14 protein-coding genes are annotated in these 20,163 nt (G+C 67.3%); 7 read left to right on the forward strand and 7 right to left on the reverse strand.

The window, feature by feature from the left end:
* Positions 1–2: 2 nt before the first annotated feature.
* The 3 genes from lon (at position 3) to LQK81_RS04445 (ending at position 5,270) form a co-directional block, all read left to right on the forward strand.
* Positions 3–2,426 carry an endopeptidase La gene (gene lon / locus LQK81_RS04435; RefSeq protein ID WP_230803750.1) on the forward strand — a complete coding sequence of 808 codons (2,424 nt, stop codon included), beginning with the start codon at positions 3–5 and terminating at the stop codon, positions 2,424–2,426.
* 210 nt (positions 2,427–2,636) lie between these two features.
* Positions 2,637–2,912: a DNA-binding protein HupB gene (hupB, locus tag LQK81_RS04440; protein ID WP_097138904.1), complete on the forward strand. Its 276-nt coding sequence runs from the start codon at positions 2,637–2,639 to the stop codon at positions 2,910–2,912.
* A 165-nt stretch (positions 2,913–3,077) separates the two neighbouring features.
* Positions 3,078–5,270, forward strand: a complete 2,193-nt coding sequence (locus LQK81_RS04445; protein WP_230803762.1) for an esterase-like activity of phytase family protein — start codon at positions 3,078–3,080, stop codon at positions 5,268–5,270.
* 275 nt (positions 5,271–5,545) lie between these two features.
* On the opposite strand, the gene LQK81_RS04450 is transcribed toward LQK81_RS04445, so the two are convergent.
* Positions 5,546–6,019, reverse strand: coding sequence for a MarR family winged helix-turn-helix transcriptional regulator (locus LQK81_RS04450; RefSeq protein WP_230803764.1), 474 nt, complete (start codon positions 6,017–6,019; stop codon positions 5,546–5,548).
* Between the two features lie 186 nt (positions 6,020–6,205).
* Between LQK81_RS04450 and LQK81_RS04455 the strand changes: the two genes are divergently transcribed.
* Positions 6,206–7,483, forward strand: a complete 1,278-nt coding sequence (locus LQK81_RS04455) for a metallophosphoesterase family protein (RefSeq protein WP_230803766.1) — start codon at positions 6,206–6,208, stop codon at positions 7,481–7,483.
* A complete protein-coding gene (locus LQK81_RS04460) occupies positions 7,483–11,115 on the forward strand; it encodes an AAA family ATPase (RefSeq protein WP_230803768.1) in 3,633 nt (1,210 codons plus the stop codon). The genes LQK81_RS04455 and LQK81_RS04460 overlap by 1 nt, the downstream gene beginning before the upstream one ends.
* Before the next feature lie 8 nt (positions 11,116–11,123).
* Here LQK81_RS04460 and LQK81_RS04465 read toward each other — a convergent pair whose 3' ends face one another.
* Positions 11,124–11,786 (reverse strand): exopolysaccharide biosynthesis protein, encoded by a 663-nt coding sequence (locus LQK81_RS04465; protein ID WP_230803769.1) that lies wholly within the window; start codon positions 11,784–11,786, stop codon positions 11,124–11,126.
* Between the two features lie 320 nt (positions 11,787–12,106).
* On the opposite strand from LQK81_RS04465, the gene LQK81_RS04470 reads away from it, so the two are divergent.
* Both LQK81_RS04470 and secD read left to right on the forward strand, forming a co-directional pair.
* Positions 12,107–12,556, forward strand: a complete 450-nt coding sequence (locus tag LQK81_RS04470; protein ID WP_230803771.1) for a hypothetical protein — start codon at positions 12,107–12,109, stop codon at positions 12,554–12,556.
* Between the two features lie 109 nt (positions 12,557–12,665).
* Positions 12,666–15,212, forward strand: coding sequence for a protein translocase subunit SecD (secD, locus tag LQK81_RS04475; protein ID WP_230803772.1), 2,547 nt, complete (start codon positions 12,666–12,668; stop codon positions 15,210–15,212).
* Positions 15,213–15,266: 54 nt separating this feature from the next.
* Here the strand turns inward: secD and LQK81_RS04480 are convergent, their stop codons facing one another.
* From LQK81_RS04480 to LQK81_RS04500, 5 genes are all read right to left on the reverse strand, one after another.
* Positions 15,267–16,391 carry an NAD(P)/FAD-dependent oxidoreductase gene (locus LQK81_RS04480; RefSeq protein ID WP_230803773.1) on the reverse strand — a complete coding sequence of 375 codons (1,125 nt, stop codon included), beginning with the start codon at positions 16,389–16,391 and terminating at the stop codon, positions 15,267–15,269.
* Between the two features lie 118 nt (positions 16,392–16,509).
* Positions 16,510–17,454, reverse strand: a complete 945-nt coding sequence (locus tag LQK81_RS04485; RefSeq protein WP_230803774.1) for a LysR family transcriptional regulator — start codon at positions 17,452–17,454, stop codon at positions 16,510–16,512.
* An 81-nt stretch (positions 17,455–17,535) separates the two neighbouring features.
* Entirely contained in the window at positions 17,536–18,312 is a 777-nt protein-coding gene (locus LQK81_RS04490; protein WP_230803775.1) for an ABC transporter substrate-binding protein, read from the reverse strand.
* Between the two features lie 175 nt (positions 18,313–18,487).
* Positions 18,488–19,474: an aldo/keto reductase gene (locus LQK81_RS04495; protein WP_230803776.1), complete on the reverse strand. Its 987-nt coding sequence runs from the start codon at positions 19,472–19,474 to the stop codon at positions 18,488–18,490.
* 89 nt (positions 19,475–19,563) lie between these two features.
* On the reverse strand, positions 19,564–20,148 hold the full coding sequence (locus tag LQK81_RS04500; RefSeq protein ID WP_230803783.1) for a HutD/Ves family protein: 585 nt from the start codon (positions 20,146–20,148) through the stop codon (positions 19,564–19,566).
* Positions 20,149–20,163 lie beyond the last annotated feature (15 nt).

The raw sequence follows: 20,163 nt of genomic DNA on the forward strand, positions 1-20,163 counted from the left end.
ACATGACGAAGAAAACGTCTGGCGCGCAAGAGAACCTGGCCTTCCCGGTTCTGCCGCTGCGCGACATAGTGGTGTTCCCGCACATGATCGTGCCGCTGTTCGTCGGCCGCGAGAAGTCCATTCGCGCGCTCGAGGAAGTGATGGGCACGGACAAGCAGATCATGCTTGCCACCCAGATCAATGCCGGCGACGACGATCCGGAACCCGATGCGATCTACAAGGTCGGCACGGTCGCAAACGTGCTGCAACTGCTGAAGCTGCCCGACGGCACCGTCAAGGTGCTGGTCGAAGGCCGCGCCCGCGCGGAGATCGAGGAATATACCGGCCGCGAGGACTTCTACGAGGCGATGGCGCATGTGCTGCCGGAGCCCGAAGAGGATCCGGTCGAGATCGAGGCCCTGTCGCGCTCCGTGGTCTCCGAGTTCGAGAACTACGTCAAGCTGAACAAGAAGATCTCCCCGGAAGTCGTCGGTGCCGCAAGCCAGATCGAGGACTACTCGAAGCTGGCCGACACCGTCGCCTCGCACCTGTCGATCAAGATCGTCGAGAAGCAGGAGATGCTGGAGACGACCAGCGTCAAGCTGCGCCTTGAAAAGGCGCTCGGCTTCATGGAAGGCGAGATCTCGGTCCTGCAGGTCGAAAAGCGCATCCGCTCGCGCGTCAAGCGCCAGATGGAGAAGACCCAGCGCGAGTACTACCTGAACGAACAGATGAAGGCGATCCAGAAGGAACTCGGTGACGGCGAGGACGGCCGCGACGAGATGGCCGAACTGGAAGAGAAGATCGCCAAGGCCAAGCTCTCCAAGGAGGCCCGCGAGAAGGCGGACGCCGAGCTGAAGAAGCTGCGCCAGATGAGCCCGATGTCGGCGGAAGCCACCGTCGTGCGCAACTATCTCGACTGGCTGACCGGTATTCCGTGGAACAAGAAGTCGAAGATCAAGACCGACCTCAACAACGCCGAGAAGATCCTCGACGAGGATCATTTCGGCCTGGACAAGGTCAAGGAGCGCATCGTCGAGTATCTCGCCGTGCAGGCCCGGTCCACCAAGATCAAGGGTCCGATCCTGTGCCTCGTCGGTCCTCCCGGCGTCGGCAAGACCTCGCTTGCGAAGTCGATCGCCAAGGCCACGGGCCGTGAATATGTCCGCATGGCGCTTGGCGGCGTGCGCGACGAGGCCGAGATCCGCGGTCACCGCCGCACCTATATCGGCTCGATGCCCGGCAAGGTCATCCAGTCGATGAAGAAGGCGAAGAAGTCCAACCCGCTCTTCCTGCTCGACGAGATCGACAAGATGGGCATGGACTTCCGCGGCGATCCGTCCTCGGCCCTGCTCGAGGTGCTCGATCCGGAACAGAACTCGACCTTCATGGACCATTACCTCGAGGTCGAATACGACCTGTCGAACGTGATGTTCGTGACGACGGCGAACACGCTGAACATCCCGGCACCCCTGATGGACCGCATGGAGGTGATCCGCATCGCCGGCTATACCGAGGACGAGAAGCGGGAGATCGCCAAGCGTCACCTGCTGCCCAAGGCGATCCGCGATCATGCGCTGCAGGAGAAGGAATTCTCCGTGACCGACGGCGCGCTGATGGCGGTGATCCAGCAGTACACCCGCGAGGCTGGTGTCCGTAACTTCGAGCGCGAACTGATGAAGCTCGCCCGCAAGGCGGTCACCGAGATCATCAAGGGCAAGACGACCAAGGTCGAGGTGACGGCGGACAACATCCACGACTTCCTGGGCGTTCCGCGCTTCCGCCACGGCGAAGCCGAACGCGACGATCAGGTCGGCGTGGTCACGGGTCTGGCCTGGACCGAGGTCGGCGGCGAACTCTTGACGATCGAGGGCGTGAGCCTGCCGGGCGGCAAGGGCCGCATGACGGTCACGGGCAACCTGAAGGACGTCATGAAGGAATCGATCTCGGCGGCGGCCTCCTATGTCCGCTCGCGCGCCATCGATTTCGGCATCGAGCCGCCGCGCTTCGACAAGACCGACATCCACGTGCACGTGCCGGAAGGCGCGACGCCGAAGGACGGTCCGTCGGCCGGTATCGCCATGGCGACCGCCATCGTCTCCATCATGACCGGCATCCCGGTCTCGAAGGATGTGGCGATGACGGGCGAGGTGACGCTGCGCGGCCGCGTGCTGCCGATCGGCGGCCTGAAGGAAAAGCTGCTCGCGGCCCTTCGCGGCGGCATCAAGAAGGTGCTGATCCCGGAAGAGAACGCCAAGGACCTGGCCGACATTCCGGACAACGTGAAGAACAGCATGGAGATCATCCCGGTCTCGCGTATGGGCGAGGTGATCCGGCATGCGCTCGTCCGCACGCCCGAGCCGATCGAATGGGATGCGGCGGCGGCCGAGACGAAGCCGGTCGCGGTCGAATCGACCGACGAAGCGGGTTCCGCGGTGGCCCATTGACGGTCGACAGCTAGGAAGAAATTCTCCCCATAGAGGGGAGTTTCGGGAGGCCGGCAGCAATGCCGGCCTCTTTTCTGTCGAAAAAGCCTGTGAAAAGCCCGGAATATCAGCATTTACGGACGAAATCCGGTTGCGGCGGAAGGGTCGATGCGTATTCTGCCCTCGACTTGTACATGAGTCGTTTCGAACCGTATTGAAAGGGGTGGAAACATGAACAAGAACGAACTCGTCTCCGCAGTCGCTGAGAAGTCCGGCCTGTCGAAGACGGATGCCGCATCGGCTGTCGATGCTGTATTCGAGACGATCCAGGGCGAACTGAAGAGCGGTGGCGACGTCCGCCTCGTCGGTTTCGGCAATTTCTCCGTCTCCCGCCGCGAAGCATCGAAGGGCCGCAACCTTTCGACCGGCGCAGAGATCGACATTCCGGCCCGCAACGTGCCGAAGTTCTCGGCCGGCAAGGGCCTGAAGGACGCCGTCAACGGCTGATCCTCCAGCGATCATTTCGGCTTCGTGCCGACGGAAGGGCCCGGTTTTCCGGGCCCTTTTTCGTTGCCGTGGACTGTCGTCAATCTGTCATCTGATCGTCATCGCCTTGTAACGGGCGGGGACCACAAACCCCGGCATTCCTTGACGCACACTCCGGAGGATCAGATGAAATCCCGTTCCATCATTGCCGGCCTCGCAGCCGTGCTGGCCGCCTCGGTCGCGACCGCGGCACAGGCCGAGCCCGTCTTCAATCGCATTGCTTCCTTTGCCGTCGCCGACAACATGCCTGATGGTACCGATCCGAAGACGCCGACGTCCTCCGAGATCATCGCGGCGACCGAGGACGGCAACACGCTCGTCTATTCCGACAGCCCGCTGAAGGCGATCGGCTTCATCGACATCACCGATGCGAAGGCGCCGAAGGCGGCCGGCACCGTCGCCTTCGAAGGCGAGCCGACCTCGGTCGGCGTCGCCGGCGGCAAGGCGCTCGTCGCCGTCAACACCAGCGAGAGTTACGTCAAGCCGTCGGGCTTCCTCGCGGTCGTCGACATCGCCACGAAGGCGATCGAGACGACCTGCGACCTCGGCGGTCAGCCGGATTCGATCGCGCTCAACAAGGACAGGACGATCGCCGCCATTGCGATCGAGAACGAACGCGACGAAGAGGTGAACGACGGCGCGATCCCGCAGATGCCGGCGGGCGACCTGGTGCTCGTCTCGCTCAAGGACGGCGCGCCGGACTGCGCGAGCGTCAAGCACGTCGCGCTGACGGGGCTTGCCGATATCGCCGGCGACGATCCGGAACCGGAATTCGTCTCCTTCAACGGCAATGACGAGATCGCGCTGACGCTGCAGGAAAACAACTACATCGTCATCCTCGACGGCAAGACCGGCACGGTGAAGTCGCACTTCTCCGCCGGCGCCGTCGACCTGGACAAGATCGACACCAAGCGGGACGGCAAGATTGCCTTCACCGGCAAGAAGGAAGGCCAGAAGCGGGAGCCCGACGCCGTGAAGTGGCTGGGCGACGACCGGCTGGTCGTGGCCAACGAGGGCGACTGGGAAGGCGGCAGCCGCGGCTTCACCATCTTCGACACGACCGGCAAGGTCGTCCACGAGAGCGGCCCGTCGCTCGAATACGCGATCGCCTCGATCGGCCACTACCCCGACAAGCGCAACTCCAAGGGCGTCGAGCCGGAAGGCCTCGAGGCTGCGACCTTCGGCGAAGACAACCTCTTCTTCGTGCTCGCCGAGCGCGCATCGATCGTCGGCGTCTACAAGGACACCGGCGCCGAGCCGGAACTGCTGCAGCTCCTCCCGTCGGGCATCGGCCCGGAGGGCGCCGTCGCGATCCCGTCCCGCAACCTGCTGGTGACCGCGAACGAGACCGATCTCGTCGAGGACAACCTGGCGCGTTCGCACGTCATGATCTACGAGCGGGCCGAAGGCACGGCCGCCTATCCGCAGATCAAGTCCGCCGACAAGGACGGCCTGCCGGTCGGCTTCGGCGCGCTCTCCGGCCTCGCCGCGGCGAAGGACGAACCCGGCAAGCTCTTTGCCGTCAGCGACTCGGTCTATTCATCGGATCCGGCGATCTTCACGATCGACGCCACCCAGAAGCCGGCCCTGATCACCGAAAAGCTCGGCATCACCCGCGACGGCGCTCCGGCGCAGAAGCTCGATATCGAAGGCATCGCCAATGACGGGGAGGGCGGTTTCTGGCTCGCTTCCGAGGGCAATTCCGACAAGCTCTATTCCCATGCGATTCTGCATGTGAACAAGAAGGGCGAGATCAAGAAGGAGATCGCGATCCCGGCCGAACTGCGCGCCCACGAGATCCGCTTCGGCTTCGAGGGCATCACCACGGTCGGCGAGGGCGACGACACGGTGCTGTGGATGGCCGTCCAGCGCGAGTGGAAGGACGACGAGAAGGGCTTCGTCAAGCTCGTCTCCTACAAGCCTTCGACCGAGGAATGGGGTGCCGTCCGCTATCCGCTGGAAAAGGCTGAGGCCGGCTGGGTCGGCCTGTCGGAGATCACCGTCAACGGCGACTACGCCTACATCATCGAGCGCGACAATCTTCTCGGCAAGGACGCGAAGCTGAAGAAGCTCTACCGCGTCGCGCTCGCTGACCTGAAGCCGGGCAAGCTCGGCGAAACGCTGCCGACGGTGAAGAAGGAAGAGGTCCGCGACCTCATCCCCGACCTGAAGGCGCTGAACGGCTACGTCGTCGACAAGGTCGAAGGCTTCACCATCGACGCCGCCGGCAACGGCTATGTCGTGACCGACAATGACGGCGTCGACGACTCCTCCGGCGAGACCCTGTTCTTCAGCATCGGCCCCGTCAACGCCATGTGATCGGCCGGACGCGAAATGAAAGAGGCCGGGGGCACCGCTCCCGGCCTTTTCGGCTTTTTGACACGGGCTTGTCTCGGCGTCCATGTCCTCGGATGGGCCGCTACCAGCACTCCCGTCATACCGGCCCCGAGCCGGTATCCAGCCCGCGCAAGTCCTTGCGCGATAAAGCATTTCCGGCGCCGCAGACGCGACGCAGCTAGGCCCCGGATCAAGTCCGGGGTGACGGAAGGAGTGGATGAAAAGCTCCGGCTGGCGACAGCCGCGGTCTGGCGGGATCAGTTCGCCTGGCGGCCCGGGACCTCTTCGGCCTCGTCCCGCGCCCGCTGGAGCTCCAGCGTCTGCGCGCTGAGGCATTCGAGAATCTCGGCGAGTTGCGCCTTCTGCTCCTCGTCCAGCACCTCGAAGATCGCCTTGACGATCTTGTGCTTGGGCTCCATGGCCGCGTTCATGACCGCAAGCCCTGTCTCCGTGATCGATACGATCTTGGCGCGGCGGTCCTTCGGATCCGGCTCGCGCACGACCAGCTTGTCGCGCTCCAGCCCGTCGATCGCTTCGGTGACCGTCCGCGGCGCGAAGCCGAGTGCTGCGGCGATGTCGGTCGAGCGCTGCGGGCCTTCGCAGGACAAAAGGAAGAGGAACTTGCTGCGTGCAAGCGACACGCCTTCGTCCATCATGCATTCATTCACCAGGCGGCTCACCTGGTGATAGATCTTGAACATGCCCTGGGCGATTTCGAGCGTATCGGTCATGAGGTCCAATATAGTTATATTGAGGTACCATGTCAAAAGATTTGAAGGTTCTTTTTGGGAACCGGCTTCATTTATTGAACAATCATTTCGCTTTCTTCAACGGCCTGTCGAAATTCATTGGTGAATAAGCGCCGGGACGGCCTGAAAGAGCATTGACCGGGGTGCCCCTGCGCGGAAAGGTCGGCCATGCCTTTCCGCTTCCTGCATACCGCCGATCTGCATCTGGATTCGCCGATCGCGTCGCTTGCCCTGCGCAACGGCGACCTGGCGGATCTCGTGCGCGGCGCCTCGCGCCGGGTTTTCGAGCGCATCGTCGATCTTGCGATCACCGAGGAGGTCGATGCGCTGCTGGTCGCCGGCGATCTCTACGACGGCGCGCAGACGTCGATGGCGACGGCGCTGTTTCTTTCGGCCCAGATGCGACGGCTGGAGGCCGCGGGCATCCGCGCCTTCATCATCCGCGGCAATCATGACGCCCAGTCGCAGATCACGCGCGAACTGACCTTCCCGCCGAACGTTCATGTCTTCGACGGCCGCGGCCGCCCCGTCAGGGCAGGGGCGCTCGGCAACGGCCGCGAGGTGCATGTGCACGGCATCAGCTTCGGCCAGCCGCACGCACCGGCGAGCCTGCTGCCGGGCTACAAGCCGCCGGTTGCCGATGCCGTCAACATCGGCATGCTGCACACGAGCCTCGCCGGCTCCAGCCGGCACGACAACTACGCTCCCGTCGGCCTCGCCGATCTCCTTGCCCATGGCTTCGACTACTGGGCGCTCGGCCACATCCACCAGCGCGCGGTCCACAGCCGGAACCCGCCGGTCGTCATGCCCGGCATTCCGCAGGGGCGCGACATCAACGAGGCCGGGTCGAAATCCGTCACGCTCGTGACCGTCGGCGACGACGGCACGTTCGGCCTGGAGGAACATTTCCTGGCGGTGGCGGCATTCCAGCGTCTCTCGGTCGATGTCGCAGGCATGGAGGACTGGACCGCCATGCTGGGCGCCGTCCGGGCCGCGCTGGAGCAGGCGAGGCAGGAACTGTCGGCCGACCAGATCGTCTGCCGCGTCACGCTGTCCGGCGCGACCGCGCTTGCCTGGCGGCTGCAGCGCGATCGCGACCTGCTGGCCGCCGAACTGCAGGCCGTGGCCGAGGGCGTGGGCGCCTGCTGGATCGAGGCGGTGGAACTCGACGTCCGCCCGGCGGCGCAGGCGGGTGGGCAGGACGATCTCGGCGCGCTCGCCGAGCTTGCCGCCATCATGGAACAGGACGTGCTGGCCTCGCACGCCTATCGCGCCGAACTGCGCGAGACGCTGTCGGCCTTGATGTCGCAATTGCCGCGCGAGGTGCGCGACCTGCTCGGGACCGACGAGGCGGAGGAGGAGGCGCTGCTTTCAGCGGCCGCCCTGCGCGGCGCATCCGAGGTCATCCCCAGGCTTGCCGCCGAGCGGGAAGGAGATCGCGCCTGATGCGTCTCAACCGCCTCGACCTCGCGCGCTACGGCAAGTTCACCGACCGGCGCCTCGATTTCGGCACCGCGCGCGCCGGCGTGCCGGACTTCCATCTCGTCTACGGCCCCAACGAGGCCGGCAAGTCGACGCTGTTCTCGGCCTATCTCGACCTGCTCTTCGGCATCGAGCTGCACAGCACCTACAATTTCCTGCATCCCCATCCGACCATGCGGATCGGCGCGGATGTGACGATCGGTGCCGAGCGCCACGAGGTGGTGCGGCTGAAGCGGCGGCAGGGATCGCTCGTCGATCCCGACGACCGGGTCCTGCCGGATACGCTCTTTGCGTCCGTTCTCGGCGGCATGGACCGGCAGGCCTACCAGATGATGTTCTCGCTCGACGACGAGAGCATCGAGCGCGGCGGCGAGGGCATCCTGAAGAGCGAGGGGGAACTCGGCGCGCTGCTGTTTTCCGCCAGCTCCGGGCTTTCGGGGATTGCGACCGGGCTGGAGAAGATGAAGGCCGAGGCGGACGCCTTCTTCCGCCCGCAGGCGCGCAAGCACGAACTGGCGACGCTCAAGTCCGAGATGGAGGCGCTGCGCGAGGAGCGCCGGACGCTCGACGTCGCCGCGCGCGACTATGCCGGCCTGACCCGCCAGCTGGAGGCTTCGACCGCCCGCTATGACGAGGCGCTGCGTGCCCGCTCCGCGACCGGGGCGGGGCTCGATGCGCTGGAGCGCAGGCTGGCTGCGATCCCGCTATTGGAGCGGCTTCGCGGCGTGCGCGCGCAGCTTGCGGATTTCGCCTCCGGCGATGCGCCGCCGAAGGAATGGAACGGCCTCGTCGCAACGCTGATGCGCGAGGAGGCCGAGCTTGCCGCCCGCAGCGAGCGGATCGCCACGGAGAGCCGCCAGCGGCAGGAGGCGCTGGAGGCGCTTGTCGGCGATCCGGCGATCCGCGGCGTGGAGGCGGATATCGCCGCACTCGCCGGCTCGCCATTGGAGGCGCGCTACCACACCGCCGGCATGGATCTCGACGGCCGCATCGCCGAGCGCGATCGGCTGGAGGGGGAGATTGCCGGGAAGCTCGCCCGCATCGCCCTGCCGACCGGCACGGAGGCTGCCGATCTCGTGCTGCCGCCCGACCGCGCCGCGACGCTCGCCGGGCTGGTCGCTGCGCGCGCGGGGCTGGACGAGCGGCTGCTGGCGGCACGGCGCGAGGAGGTCGAGGCAGACGGCAGCCGGCAGACCGCAGCGGCCGCGCTTGCCGCCTTGGGGGACGGCGGGCAGGAGGACGAAACCACCGGGACCCGCGACCGTCTTGTGACGCTGACCCGCACCCTGCGCTCCAACGGCCTTGCGAACAGGCTGCGCGACGGCGAGCGCGAGGTCTCGACCGCGCAGGCGACGCTGGCGGCAAGCCTCGACCATCTCGGCTGGGGCGACGACGTCGAAGCCGTGCGGGCGGCGGACATTCCCGGTCGGGACACAATCGAAAGCCTCAAGACCGCCGTTCGCCGCCATGCCGAGGCTGCGGAAAGGATGGAGGCGCAGGCGCGCGATCTCGTCCGCGAACTTGCCGGCCAGCGCGCCGGCCTGGAGCGCATGCGCCGGAACGAGACGCTGGTGGGCGACGACGAGGCCGGCGCCTTGCGCCGCGCCCGCGACGAGGCATGGCAGGCGCATCGGGCGGCGCTCGATGCCGGGACGGCCGAGCGCTTCGAGGCCCTGCTCCGCAAGGGTGACCACGCCGCCGACCAGCGGCTGGCGCAGGCGGGGCAGCTTTCCGAGCTGCGCCTGACCGAGCGCATGCTTGCCGGCAACGAGGCGCGGCTGGAAACGCTCGAGGCCGACCTCGAACGCGCGGCCAGGAATCGTGTCGGGCTGGACGACCGGATCAGGACGTTGTCCGACGGGGTAGGACCCGGAGGGCGCGCAGCCGCGACCGGCCGCAACGCCGGCGCCGGCCGGGCAAGGCCGTCCGCTACGGGTCTTGCCGCCGTCTCGCTGGGCGCAGCCGCCTCGGCGCCACGGAAAGTAGCGCTGCCGGAGCCGGATGGCGAGCCGGCCGCGGCCTGGCTTGCGGGCGCGCTTGCGGAAATCGAGGGTATCGAGCGTGCCGTGGAGCAGTGGCACGATGCGATCGCCGCCGCCGACCTTCTGGCCGGCCGCCGCGCCGCCCTGTCGGTGACGAAGCAGGAGGCGACAGAGGGCGCCGGCCGGCTGTCTTCGGCGCTCGGGCGGGCGGCACCGGCGGACGTTTCCGCGACCGTCCTCGAGGAATTGCTGCTCGGCGCCGACGATCGCGCCGCCGCCCTCGGCGAGGCCATCGCCGGCGGGCGCAATGCGCGGACGGCGCTTGCGGCGGCGGAAATCAGGCACCGCGAGCGCGAGGCGGGCCGGGCGGAGGCTGAGGCGGCGATTGCTGCCTGGCAGGCGGAATGGGACGCAGCCTGCGAAGGCACCTGGCTTGCGGCCACTGGCGCCGCCGCCGACACGGCGCGCGCCGGCGCGCTCCTGCCCGTGGTCCACGACATTGCCCGGCTCGTCGATGCGAAACGCGAACTGGACCGCCGGATCGAGGCCATGCGCCGCGACGAGGCCCATTTCCGCCGCATCGCCGGCGATCTTGCCGAAAGGCTCGGTGAGGAGGCCGACGATCCGCTGGCGCTGTTGCGGCGCGCGGGCGAACGGCTGCAGCGTGCGCGCGATGTCGACGCCCGCGGCGAAAGCCTGCGCGCCGATCTGGAGCGGCTTCAGGCGGAGCGCAGCGCTCTCGAAGACCGGCTGTCGGTGCACCGCCGGCAGACGGGCGACATCTGCGCAGCACTCGGCTGCGACACGCTGGCGGAGGCGGCACGGGTGCTGGAGAGGCTGCGCGAGCGCGAGGACCTGCGCCAGCGTGCCGACGAGATCGCCTTCGACCTCGCGCGCGCCATGCTGACCGCCACCGCCGACGAGGCCGAGGCGGCGCTTGCCGGAAGCGACGAGGCGGAACTGCGCGTCGAGCGCGAGCGGCTGCGGGCCCTGCACGACGACCAGGATGGGGAGCTGCGCGAGGCGCATGCGGCAAGGATCAAGGCCGCCGATGCGCTGGCGGCGATCGGCGCGGACGGAACGGTCGCGGCGATCGAGGAGCGGCGGCGGACGCTGATCGTCGATCTCGCCGAGCGGGCGAGGGGCTATCTTGCCACCCGCGCCGGCATCCAGGCGGCGGAGGCGGCGCTGCGGCTCTATCGCGAACGCCATCGCAGCGCCATGATGCGCCACGCCTCGGACGCCTTCCGCACGATCAGCGGCGGCGAATATGCGGGACTCGCGACTGTGGTGGAGAAGGACCAGGAGATCCTCGTCGCGGCCGCGGCCGCCGGCGGATCGAAGCTCGCGCGCGAGCTTTCCAAGGGAACGCGCTTCCAGCTCTACCTGGCACTGCGCGTCGCCGGCTATCACGAGGTCGCGGCGAACCGCGAGATCCTGCCCTTCGTCGCCGACGACATCATGGAGACCTTCGATGACGGCCGCGCCTTCAACGCCTTCCGGCTGATGGCGGAGATGGCGACGGTCGGACAGGTCGTCTACCTGACGCACCACCAGCACCTGTGCGACATCGCAAGGCGGGCCTGCCCCGGGGTGACCGTGCACGAGCTCTAGGCCCCAGCTCAGAGCAGGAGATGCTGCACGACCAGCATGAAGGCGAGCGTGGCGGCGACGACGGCCCCGCCCACCACGGTCAGGGCGACGACGGCGCAGACGAGGCCGGCGACGACCCAGACCCCGTCGCGCTCCAAGATGCCGAAGGCGGCCAGCGAAATCGCCAGCGCCGGCAGGATGTTGCCGAGCGGCATCGGCAGGAACAGCACGACGGCGAGGACGAAGCAGACCGCGCCGACCGCATACTCCGCCGGTGGCGCGGCCAGGAAGGCAAGCCGCGGGCGCAGCAGGCGCTCGGCGCGCACAAGCAGCGGCATCAGCCGGCCGACGATGGTTGCGAAGTCCTTCGTCGTCATCGACCGAGCGGCGATGATCTTCGGCAGCCACGGCTTCAGTCCGAGCGTCATCTGGGCGGTGAGCACCACCAGGGGAGCGCCGAGGATCGCGGACGTGCCCGGCGGCGTCGGCAGGATGTTCGGCAGCGCGAAGATCAACATCAGCGCGCCGAACGCACGGTCGCCCATGGCGGCAAGAATGTCGCCGACGCTGATGCGCTCGCGCGCCGTATCGTCGGCAAGCTCGGCGAGGATGGTGGAGAACCGCCGGCGGGCGGACGCATCGTCGAATGCCGAGCTGCCGGGGCGGTCCTCGTCTTGGCGCTCGTCGATCATGCGGACCTGCCTCCGGGGAATCGTTGGCCGTGACGGGACGCTACGTGGCCAAAATGACCCGCGTGTAACAGCGCCGGCGGAAGCTTGCGTCGTCGTCCGTGCTGGTCCTTCTTGCATTTCCGGGCCAACAGGAGGATTCTGGCCGGGGTCGGACCTGTCCGGCAGGGCAGGGGTCTGCGGCCTACATGCATCGGACTGCGGCACCGGCAAGAATGCCGGTCCCGCATGCAATCTCGGCCGTCGGGGTTGACTTGACGCAACGCCGATGGTTCTTGGCACGGTGCTTCGGCCCGGTGCCGGAGCTTCAACGGGCGAGGGCCATGACGGTTGGACATTCGAGCGGCGTGACGGAACGGCAGCGGGGTTTCCTCGGGGCGTTCCTGCTCATGCTCGCCCTCGTCGTCGGCCAGTTCGTCACCCTCGAACGCAAGGTTTCCGTCCGCTCCGCCGCCGATCCGGCGGTGTCGCGCACGGCGGCCGACAAGGCTTCCGGCAATGCCGGGTCGCGCCCGCTGTCCGCCGGCGGCGGATCGGGCAGCAGCGACAGCTGGCATGTGACGGCAAGCGCCACCGAACGGCGCGCCGCCAAGGCAAAGGCGTCCGGCGGCGGCGATCCGTGGCCGGAATTCGGCCTGCCGCTCTCCAGCCGGCCGTCGCCTTCGGCAAAGCTCGCCGACGTCGCAGGCCGCCTATTGCCGGACGAGGCAGTCCACGCCGCCACGCCCCGGCATCATTTTGACGGGCGGGCGCCCCCGCAAGGCGTCCTCTGACGGCCCCCCCGGGGCCGCATCCGGCGCCATGGCGCGCCGCATTTCCGACGATACCCGAGCCTTGCGGCCCCCGGCCCGACGCTCCCTCGCACCTGAAGCGGATTTTTCCATGCGCACATCCAAATGGGCCCTCGCGGCCTATCTCGTCATCATCATCTTCGGCGTCCTCACGGCCGTCCCGAACATCCTGACGCCCTCGCAGCTCGAGCGCTTCGGCAGCTTCCTGCCGGCCAAGCCCGTGACGCTCGGCCTCGACCTCAAGGGCGGCTCGCACCTCGTGCTGGAGGTGGATTCGGCCGCCCTGACCAAGGCGCGCATGGACGTCCTGCTCAACGACGTCCGCGGCATCCTGCGCACCGCCGGCGAACGCGCCTCGGCCGCCCGGCTGAACGGCACCACCATCGTTGTGACGCCGACCTCGCCGGAAGCGCGCGACAAGATCCTGCCGGAGATCCGCAATCTCGCAGCCCCCGCCGGCACGCTCGGCTTCGGCGCGACCGCCGCCGACATCGACGTCCAGCAGCAGGGCGACACCGTCGCCGTGACGCTGACCGAGGCCGGGGTCGCCGACCGCATGACCGCGGCCGTCGACCAGAGCCTCGAGATCATCCGCCGCCGCGTCGACCAGGTCGGCGTCGCCGAGCCGCTGATCCAGCGCGTGGGCGGCGACCGCATCCTCGTCCAGCTGCCCGGCCTGCAGGATCCGACCCGGCTCCGCCAGCTTCTCGGCTCGACCGCGCAGATGAGCTTCCACATGCTGGATGCCTCCGCCGATCCGAACAGCGTGCCGCCGCGCGGCGTGTCGATCCTGCCCGGCGCCAATGACGGCCAGAAATACGCGGTCGAGGATCGCGTGGCGATCTCGGGCGACCGCCTCGCCGACGCCAAGGCCGGTTTCGACCAGCGCACCAACGAGCCGATCGTCTCGTTCACCTTCGACACCACCGGCGCGCGTCAGTTCGGCGAGATTACCAAGGCCAATGTCGGCCGGCCCTTCGCCATCGTCCTCGACGGCAAGGTGCTGACCGCGCCCGTTATCCGCGAGCCCATCCTCGGCGGTCAGGGCCAGATCAGCGGCAACTTCACCCCGCAGGAGGCGACGGTTCTTTCCGCACTGCTGCGCTCGGGCGCCCTGCCGGCGCCGCTGACCATCATCGAGGAGCGCACCGTCGGCCCGAACCTCGGCAGCGACTCGATCCGCATGGGCCTCTACACCGGTCTCGCCGGTCTCGCCTTCGTCATCGCCCTGATGGTCGGCCTCTACAGCGCCTGGGGCATCATCGCCGTCGTCGGCCTGGTCCTGCACACGGTCATGACCATCGGTGTCCTCGGCCTGCTCGGATCGACGCTCACCTTGCCCGGCATCGCCGGCATCATCCTCGGCATCGGCATGGCGGTGGATGCGAACATCCTCATCAATGCCCGTATCCGCGAGGAGACCGCTTCCGGCTCAGGCGCGATGAAGGCGCTCGACGTCGGCTTCAACAAGGCCTATGCGACGATCGTCGACGGCAACATGACGACGATGGTCGGTATGCTGCTGCTGTTCATGTTCGGCAGCGGCCCGGTGCGCGGCTTCGCGATCACCATGATCATCGGTCTCGCGATCTCGATGTTCACCTCGATCACCGTCGTCCGACTGCTGATGCGCGAGGCGGTTGTCCGCCGCAAGATGAAGAAGATCGAGATCCATTCGATCATCGGCGCGGTGCGCAGCATTCCGAGCTTCTCCTTCATGCGCGGTCGCTTCATCGCGATCGGCGTGTCGGCCTTCCTGTCGATCAGCTCGATCATCCTGTTCTTCACCCCCGGCCTGAACTACGGCATCGACTTCGTCGGCGGCATCCAGGTCGAGGCGACCTCGAAGACGCCGATCGATCTCGGCACGCTGCGCGAGGAACTGGAGGGGCTGAACCTCGGCGAGGTGGCGCTGCAGGAATTCGGCCACGGGGCCTCGGTGCTGATCCGCGTCCAGCGGCAGCCCGGCAGCGAGGAAGCGCAGACCGCGGCCCTGAACCAGATCCGCCAGGGCGTCGTCGACGTCATCCCGGACGCCAGCTTCGAGCGCACCGAAGTCGTCGGCCCGACAGTGAGCACCGAGCTCGCTCGCTCCGGCTTCATCGCCGTCGGTCTCGGCATGCTGGCGATCCTGATCTACATCTGGTGGCGGTTCGAATGGCACTTCGCCGTCGGCGCGATCGCGACGCTGATCCTGGACATCACGAAGATGATCGGCTTCTTCGCGCTGATGCAGATCGACTTCAACCTGACGGCGATCGCCGCCGTGCTGACGCTGATCGGCTACTCGGTCAACGACAAGGTCGTCGTCTACGACCGCATGCGCGAGAACCTGCGCAAGTACAAGTCGATGCCGTTCTCCGACCTGATCGACCTGTCGATCAACCAGGTGATCATGCGATGCATCTTCACCTCGGTCGCCGTCGCTGTTTCGCTGCTGCCGATGGCGATCTGGGGCGGCGACACGGTCAAGCCGTTCGCCTGGCCGATGATCTTCGGCGTCGTCGTCGCCACGTCCTCGTCGATCTATATCGGCGGTCCGATCCTGCTGTTCCTGTCGCGCTGGTGGAAGGACCGCGAGGGCGCCCGCGCTCCGGCCGCGGCCGGTCCCGAGGGACAGGCCATCGGGCAGAAATAAGAAAGGGGCGCTTCGGCGCCCCTTCGCATTTTCGGCTCTGCCGCGTGCCCGGCCTCAATCGAGGCGGCGGGGCGAGAAGACGGCCGGATCGATACCCTCCTGGGCGAAGGCGTCCGGAAGCGGCAGGCCGGCGATCAGGCCGGCGGCGAGCTGGCCGATCGCGGGCGAGGTCAGGATGCCGAAGCCGCCCTGGCCGGCGAGCCAGAAGAAGGTGGCATTGTCTCTGGCCGGGCCGATGACGGGCAGGCGATCGGCTGCGAAGCTGCGCAGCCCGGCCCAGCTGCTGGCGATACGGCCGACCGTCAGGGTCGTCGCCTCCTCGAGATAGTGGGCGGCATAGGCGACGTCGAGTTCCTCCGGCTGCACGTCGGCGGGCTCGCAGGGCGTTTCGTCCGCCGGCGAGACCAGCAGGCGGCCGGCATCCGGCTTGAAATAATAGGTGTCGTCGATCTCGTTGATCTCCGGCAGCGCGCCCGCGTCGATCCCGGCCGGCAGCTCCACGGTAACGGCGGTCCGGCGGTGCGGGACGATGCCGGCAGGCTTGACGCCGCAAAGGGCAGCAACGGTGTCCGCCCAGCCGCCCGCCGCATTGACGACGAGATCGGCCGTGATCGCGCCCGCCGAAGTCTCGAGGCTCCATCGCCGTCCGTCGTGGCGCGCATTCAGTAGCTCGGCGCCGGAGAGCAGGACCGCCCCCGCCCGGCGGGCCGAGCGCGCATAGCCCTGCAGCAGCTGGTCCACGTCGATGTCCCAGTAGTCGGGATCGAAATAGGCGGCGCCGAGATAGGCGGGGTCGAGGAAGGGCACGCGCCGGACGGCCTCCTCGATGGTCAAGGGCACGACAGCGACGCCGGCGTCCTCCGCAGCCAGCCGGGCGCGCTCCACGGCGTCCTCCTTGCCGGTCGTGCCGATCCAGAGGCTGCCGCGGGGCGTCAGCAGCGGAACGGTGGCGAACCCCTCCGGCGGCTCCGCCATGAAGGCATGGCTGACGCGGGCGAGCGCGTTCACCGGCGGGGCGTTGTCGCGCAGCGTGAACTCGGCCGCCGAGCGCCCGGTGCTGTGATAGCCGTTCGCCGCCTCCCGCTCGAGCACGGCGACCGAACGATGCGGCGCCAGGAAAGAGGCCAGCGACAGGCCGGCGATCCCGCCGCCAATGATGGCTACGTCATGGTGCTGCATGTTCCTGATCCCCTTGGAGTGAGGTCGCCGGACGTCCGGCCAGCTGTGTCGGGCCTGATCTACGCGAGCTTTTACCCCCGTTCAAATTTATAGGGATGAAGGCGGTTATCGATTTCGTTTATGAAGACGGGTGCCGGAAGGGCGGCACGCTTGCGATATGCGCCAGGAATGCGCGTTCGGCCGGGTTGAGGGCCGCGCCCGGATTGGTGATGCGGAAGGTCTCCGTCTGCGGCAGGTCGTGGTAGGGCGGCAATTGCCAGAGTTCGCCGGCCGACAGCGCCGGCCGGGCGAGATGCACCGGCAGCATGCCGATGCCGGCATTGGCGATGACGAGCCGAAGCACCTCCTCGACGTTGAAGGCGATCGCCCGGACCTGCTGGCCGAACGAACCCACCGCGCGCACGGCCGTGACCGGCCCCATGTGCGGTCCGCCGAGGACGTCGGAGATGAAGCTGACATAGGGTTCGCCGCGCAGGGCCTCCATGCGCACGTCCTCGCTGCCGAACAGCCGGTGGTCGCGGCCGCAGTAGAGCGCGTAGGTCTCGATGCAGAACGGCGTGCAGGCGAGGCCCGCGGGGATGATGCCGTCGGAGATGCCGAGCGTGGCAATACCGCGTTCCACCGACCGGATCACGTCGGAGGTGGTTTCCACCTTCACGCCCGCGGTGACCCGCGGATGCAGCCGGAAGTAGGCGGCGAGCGCCCGGTCCCAGTCCGGGTTCAGTGCGTGGCTGACGGTGTGGATGGTGATGTGGCCTGTGACGTCGTGGCCAGTCGGCTCCATCGCCTCGGGCAGGCGCACGACGGCGGTGAAGATGTCGCGGCACAGCGCATGCAGCCGCTCGCCCGCTTCGGTCAGTTCGAAGCGCCCCGGCCGGCGGTCGATCAGCTTGTGGCCGACGGTCTGCTCCAGCCGCTTCAAGGCCATGCTGACGGCCGGCTGCTGCAGCAGGAGCCGGTTTGCCGCCCGCGTGATGCTGCCTTCCTCGACCACCACGATGAAGGTGCGGAGCAGGTTCCAGTCGAGGTTATGGGCAAAGCGTTCGAGGCGATTGGTCGGCATGGAGACAGAGGCCCGATCTGGTGGCGGGCGCCGGGCGGCCATCCTCCCGTGCGTCAGGAGGATGGCGGCCCGAAGCGGCCTCTACTTCATCGTATAGACGTCGATGCTGAAGTATTTTTCGTTGATCTTCTGGTAGGTGCCGTCGGCGCGGATATCCTTCAGCGCCTGGTTGATCCGCTCGCGGAGCGCGGTGTCTTCCTGGCGCACGGCAATGCCGACGCCTTCGCCGACGAACTTCTTGTCGGTGATCGGCTCGCCGATCAGTTCGCAGCAGGCCTTGCCGTCGTCGTTCTTCGTCACCCAGTCGAGCAGCGGGATCATGTCGCCCACCTGCAGATCCAGGCGGCCGTTCGCCATGTCCAGGTTGACCTCGTCCTGGGTCGGATAGAGCTTGATGTCGGCATCGGGATAGACGGCGGCGACGTAGTCGGCCTGCGTGGTGCCGGATTGGGCGCCGATGGTCTTGCCCGCCATGCCCTCGTTGGTGAAGTCGGTGATGCCCGCGCCTTTCGGTGCGGCATGGGTCATGGCGGCGAGATAGTAGGGGTCGGTGAAGGACACCTGCTTCTTGCGCTCGTCGGTGATGAACATCGAGGCGATGATCATGTCGTATTTCTTCGCCTGCAGGCCGGGAATGATGCCGTCCCAGTCCTGCGCCACGACCTCGCATTCGACCTTCATCTTCTCGCAGAGCGCAAGGCCGATATCGACGTCGAAGCCGCCGAGCTTGCCGGAGGGTTCCTGGTAGTTGAAGGGCGGATAGGCGCCCTCCGTGCCGATCGTCAGTGTCTCGGCGGATGCGGTCGTGGCGAGAAGGCTGGCAGCGACAAGCGCCAGCGCGGCAATGCTCATGTTCATGATCGTTCCCCTTTTCCCAGTGCTTTTTTGAACGGGTGAGGCGAGCCTAGCGCTGCACGAAGTATAAACGAAATAGATAGGCATGATAGCGGATATCATTCACGTTTATGCGCCTCGTGCAGGGCCGGACCCGCATTCCGCCCCTGTGGACCTTGCGGGAACCGGGATCGATCGCCTACCAGCGATGGTGGACGTGCGGCGCCACGAGCCGGTCGTAGATGTCGGCGGTCGCGGCCATCACCTCGGCGGAGAGCGGCGCCAGATCGGCGGCCCTCGCATTGGCCTCCGCCTGCGCCGCGTTACGGGCGCCGGGGATGACGACGCCGACCGCATCGTTCATCAGGATCCATTTAAGCGCAAAGGCGGCCATGCCCGCACCCGCCGGCACCAGCTTGCGAACCTCCTCGACCGCCTGCAGCCCCACCTCGAAGGGAACGCCGGCAAAGGTCTCGCCGACGTCGAAGGCTTCGCCGTGGCGGTTGAAGGCGCGATGATCGTCAGCGGCGAACGCGGTTTCGCGGGTGATCTTGCCGGACAGCAGGCCGCTTGCGAGCGGCACGCGGGCGATCACCGCGACGTTCCGGCGCGCAGCCTCCTTGAGGAACAGGTGCGCCGGGCGCTGCCGGAAGATGTTGAAGATGATCTGGATGCTGACGACGCCCGGATATTCGATCGCCTTCAGCCCTTCCTCGACCGTCGAGACGCTGACGCCGTAATCAGCGATCTTGCCGGAAGCCTTGATCTCCTCCAGCCCCTCGAACACCTCCGGCCGGTAGAATACCTCGGTCGGCGGGCAATGAAGCTGGACGAGGTCCAGCCGGTCCACCTGCAGGTTCTGGCGGCTGCGATCGATGAAGCCTTCGAGATTGGCTTTGGTGTAGCCGTCGGCGATGTGCGGCGACAGCCGGCGGCCCGCCTTGGTCGCCACCATCGGTCGCGTGCCGCCGCGCGCCTTCAGGACGTCGGCGATGATCTTTTCCGAGCGGCCGTCGCCGTAGACGTCGGCGGTGTCGATGAAGGTCATGCCGGCGTCGAGCGCGGCGTTGAGGGCGGAGCGCCCGTCCGCCTCGCTGACGTCGCCCCAGGCGCCGCCGATCTGCCAGGCGCCGAAGCCGATATCCGTGGTGGTGAAGGCGGTGCGTCCGAACTGCCGGTGTCTCATCTCTCGTCTCCCATCTTTCGATGCGCCGGTGTAGCGCCGTCGCATCCGGCCGACAAGCCCGGGAGCCGGGCCAGATCGAAAGGCTTCGGTCAGACCCTGTCGATGCCGATCAGGTAGGCATCGCCTCCGGGGCGGTCGATGGCGGTTTCGCGGCCGCCTTCCATGAGAAGCGCGTCCAGCGGTTCCAGCCTGAACGGCGTGCCCGCGGCCACGATCTCCAGATCCGCGAGGGCAAGCACGAGGGTCCAGTCATGCGCGGTGTCCAGCTTCGGCCCCGATCCGGGCCGAATGCGCCCGAGCGTGTGGCGGAACAACCCACGTCGCGTCATCACGTTCAGGTCGGTGATCGCGCCGCCGGTCAGTCGCGCCGATGTCGGCGCGTCGGCCGGAAAGGCGAGGGGCGTGCTGTCCGGCACCAGCAAATGCCGCCCCGTTTCCTCGATCTCTAGTTCCATGCCGTCGCCGGAGAGGAGCGCGAGCGTCCGGTCGATGCCGGGAAAGAGGGAGAACGGCCCGTCGCTTGCAACCGTTGCCATGCTGACCCGCCAGCCGAAGCCCGCAAGGTCGCTGTCTTCCGGGTATACGGCCACCTCCACCGTCTCCCCGCCGCCGTTCTTCCACGGCATGCGGCGATGACGAGCGCTGGCGAGGATTTTCGGTTCCGCTTGATACATGCTCGATCCTTGATA

This window comes from Rhizobium sp. GN54 (genome assembly GCF_021026345.1).
Lineage (GTDB): Bacteria > Pseudomonadota > Alphaproteobacteria > Rhizobiales > Rhizobiaceae > Mycoplana.

Bases quoted from the DNA above. Each gene is read 5' to 3' on its own strand.
- lon (WP_230803750.1), top strand. From the start codon at position 3: ATGACGAAGAAAACGTCTGGCGCGCAAGAGAACCTGGCCTTCCCGGTT.
- hupB (WP_097138904.1), top strand. From the start codon at position 2,637: ATGAACAAGAACGAACTCGTCTCCGCAGTCGCTGAGAAGTCCGGCCTG.
- LQK81_RS04445 (WP_230803762.1), top strand. From the start codon at position 3,078: ATGAAATCCCGTTCCATCATTGCCGGCCTCGCAGCCGTGCTGGCCGCC.
- LQK81_RS04450 (WP_230803764.1), bottom strand. From the start codon at position 6,019: ATGACCGATACGCTCGAAATCGCCCAGGGCATGTTCAAGATCTATCAC.
- LQK81_RS04455 (WP_230803766.1), top strand. From the start codon at position 6,206: ATGCCTTTCCGCTTCCTGCATACCGCCGATCTGCATCTGGATTCGCCG.
- LQK81_RS04460 (WP_230803768.1), top strand. From the start codon at position 7,483: ATGCGTCTCAACCGCCTCGACCTCGCGCGCTACGGCAAGTTCACCGAC.
- LQK81_RS04465 (WP_230803769.1), bottom strand. From the start codon at position 11,786: ATGATCGACGAGCGCCAAGACGAGGACCGCCCCGGCAGCTCGGCATTC.
- LQK81_RS04470 (WP_230803771.1), top strand. From the start codon at position 12,107: ATGACGGTTGGACATTCGAGCGGCGTGACGGAACGGCAGCGGGGTTTC.
- secD (WP_230803772.1), top strand. From the start codon at position 12,666: ATGCGCACATCCAAATGGGCCCTCGCGGCCTATCTCGTCATCATCATC.
- LQK81_RS04480 (WP_230803773.1), bottom strand. From the start codon at position 16,391: ATGCAGCACCATGACGTAGCCATCATTGGCGGCGGGATCGCCGGCCTG.
- LQK81_RS04485 (WP_230803774.1), bottom strand. From the start codon at position 17,454: ATGCCGACCAATCGCCTCGAACGCTTTGCCCATAACCTCGACTGGAAC.
- LQK81_RS04490 (WP_230803775.1), bottom strand. From the start codon at position 18,312: ATGAACATGAGCATTGCCGCGCTGGCGCTTGTCGCTGCCAGCCTTCTC.
- LQK81_RS04495 (WP_230803776.1), bottom strand. From the start codon at position 19,474: ATGAGACACCGGCAGTTCGGACGCACCGCCTTCACCACCACGGATATC.
- LQK81_RS04500 (WP_230803783.1), bottom strand. From the start codon at position 20,148: ATGTATCAAGCGGAACCGAAAATCCTCGCCAGCGCTCGTCATCGCCGC.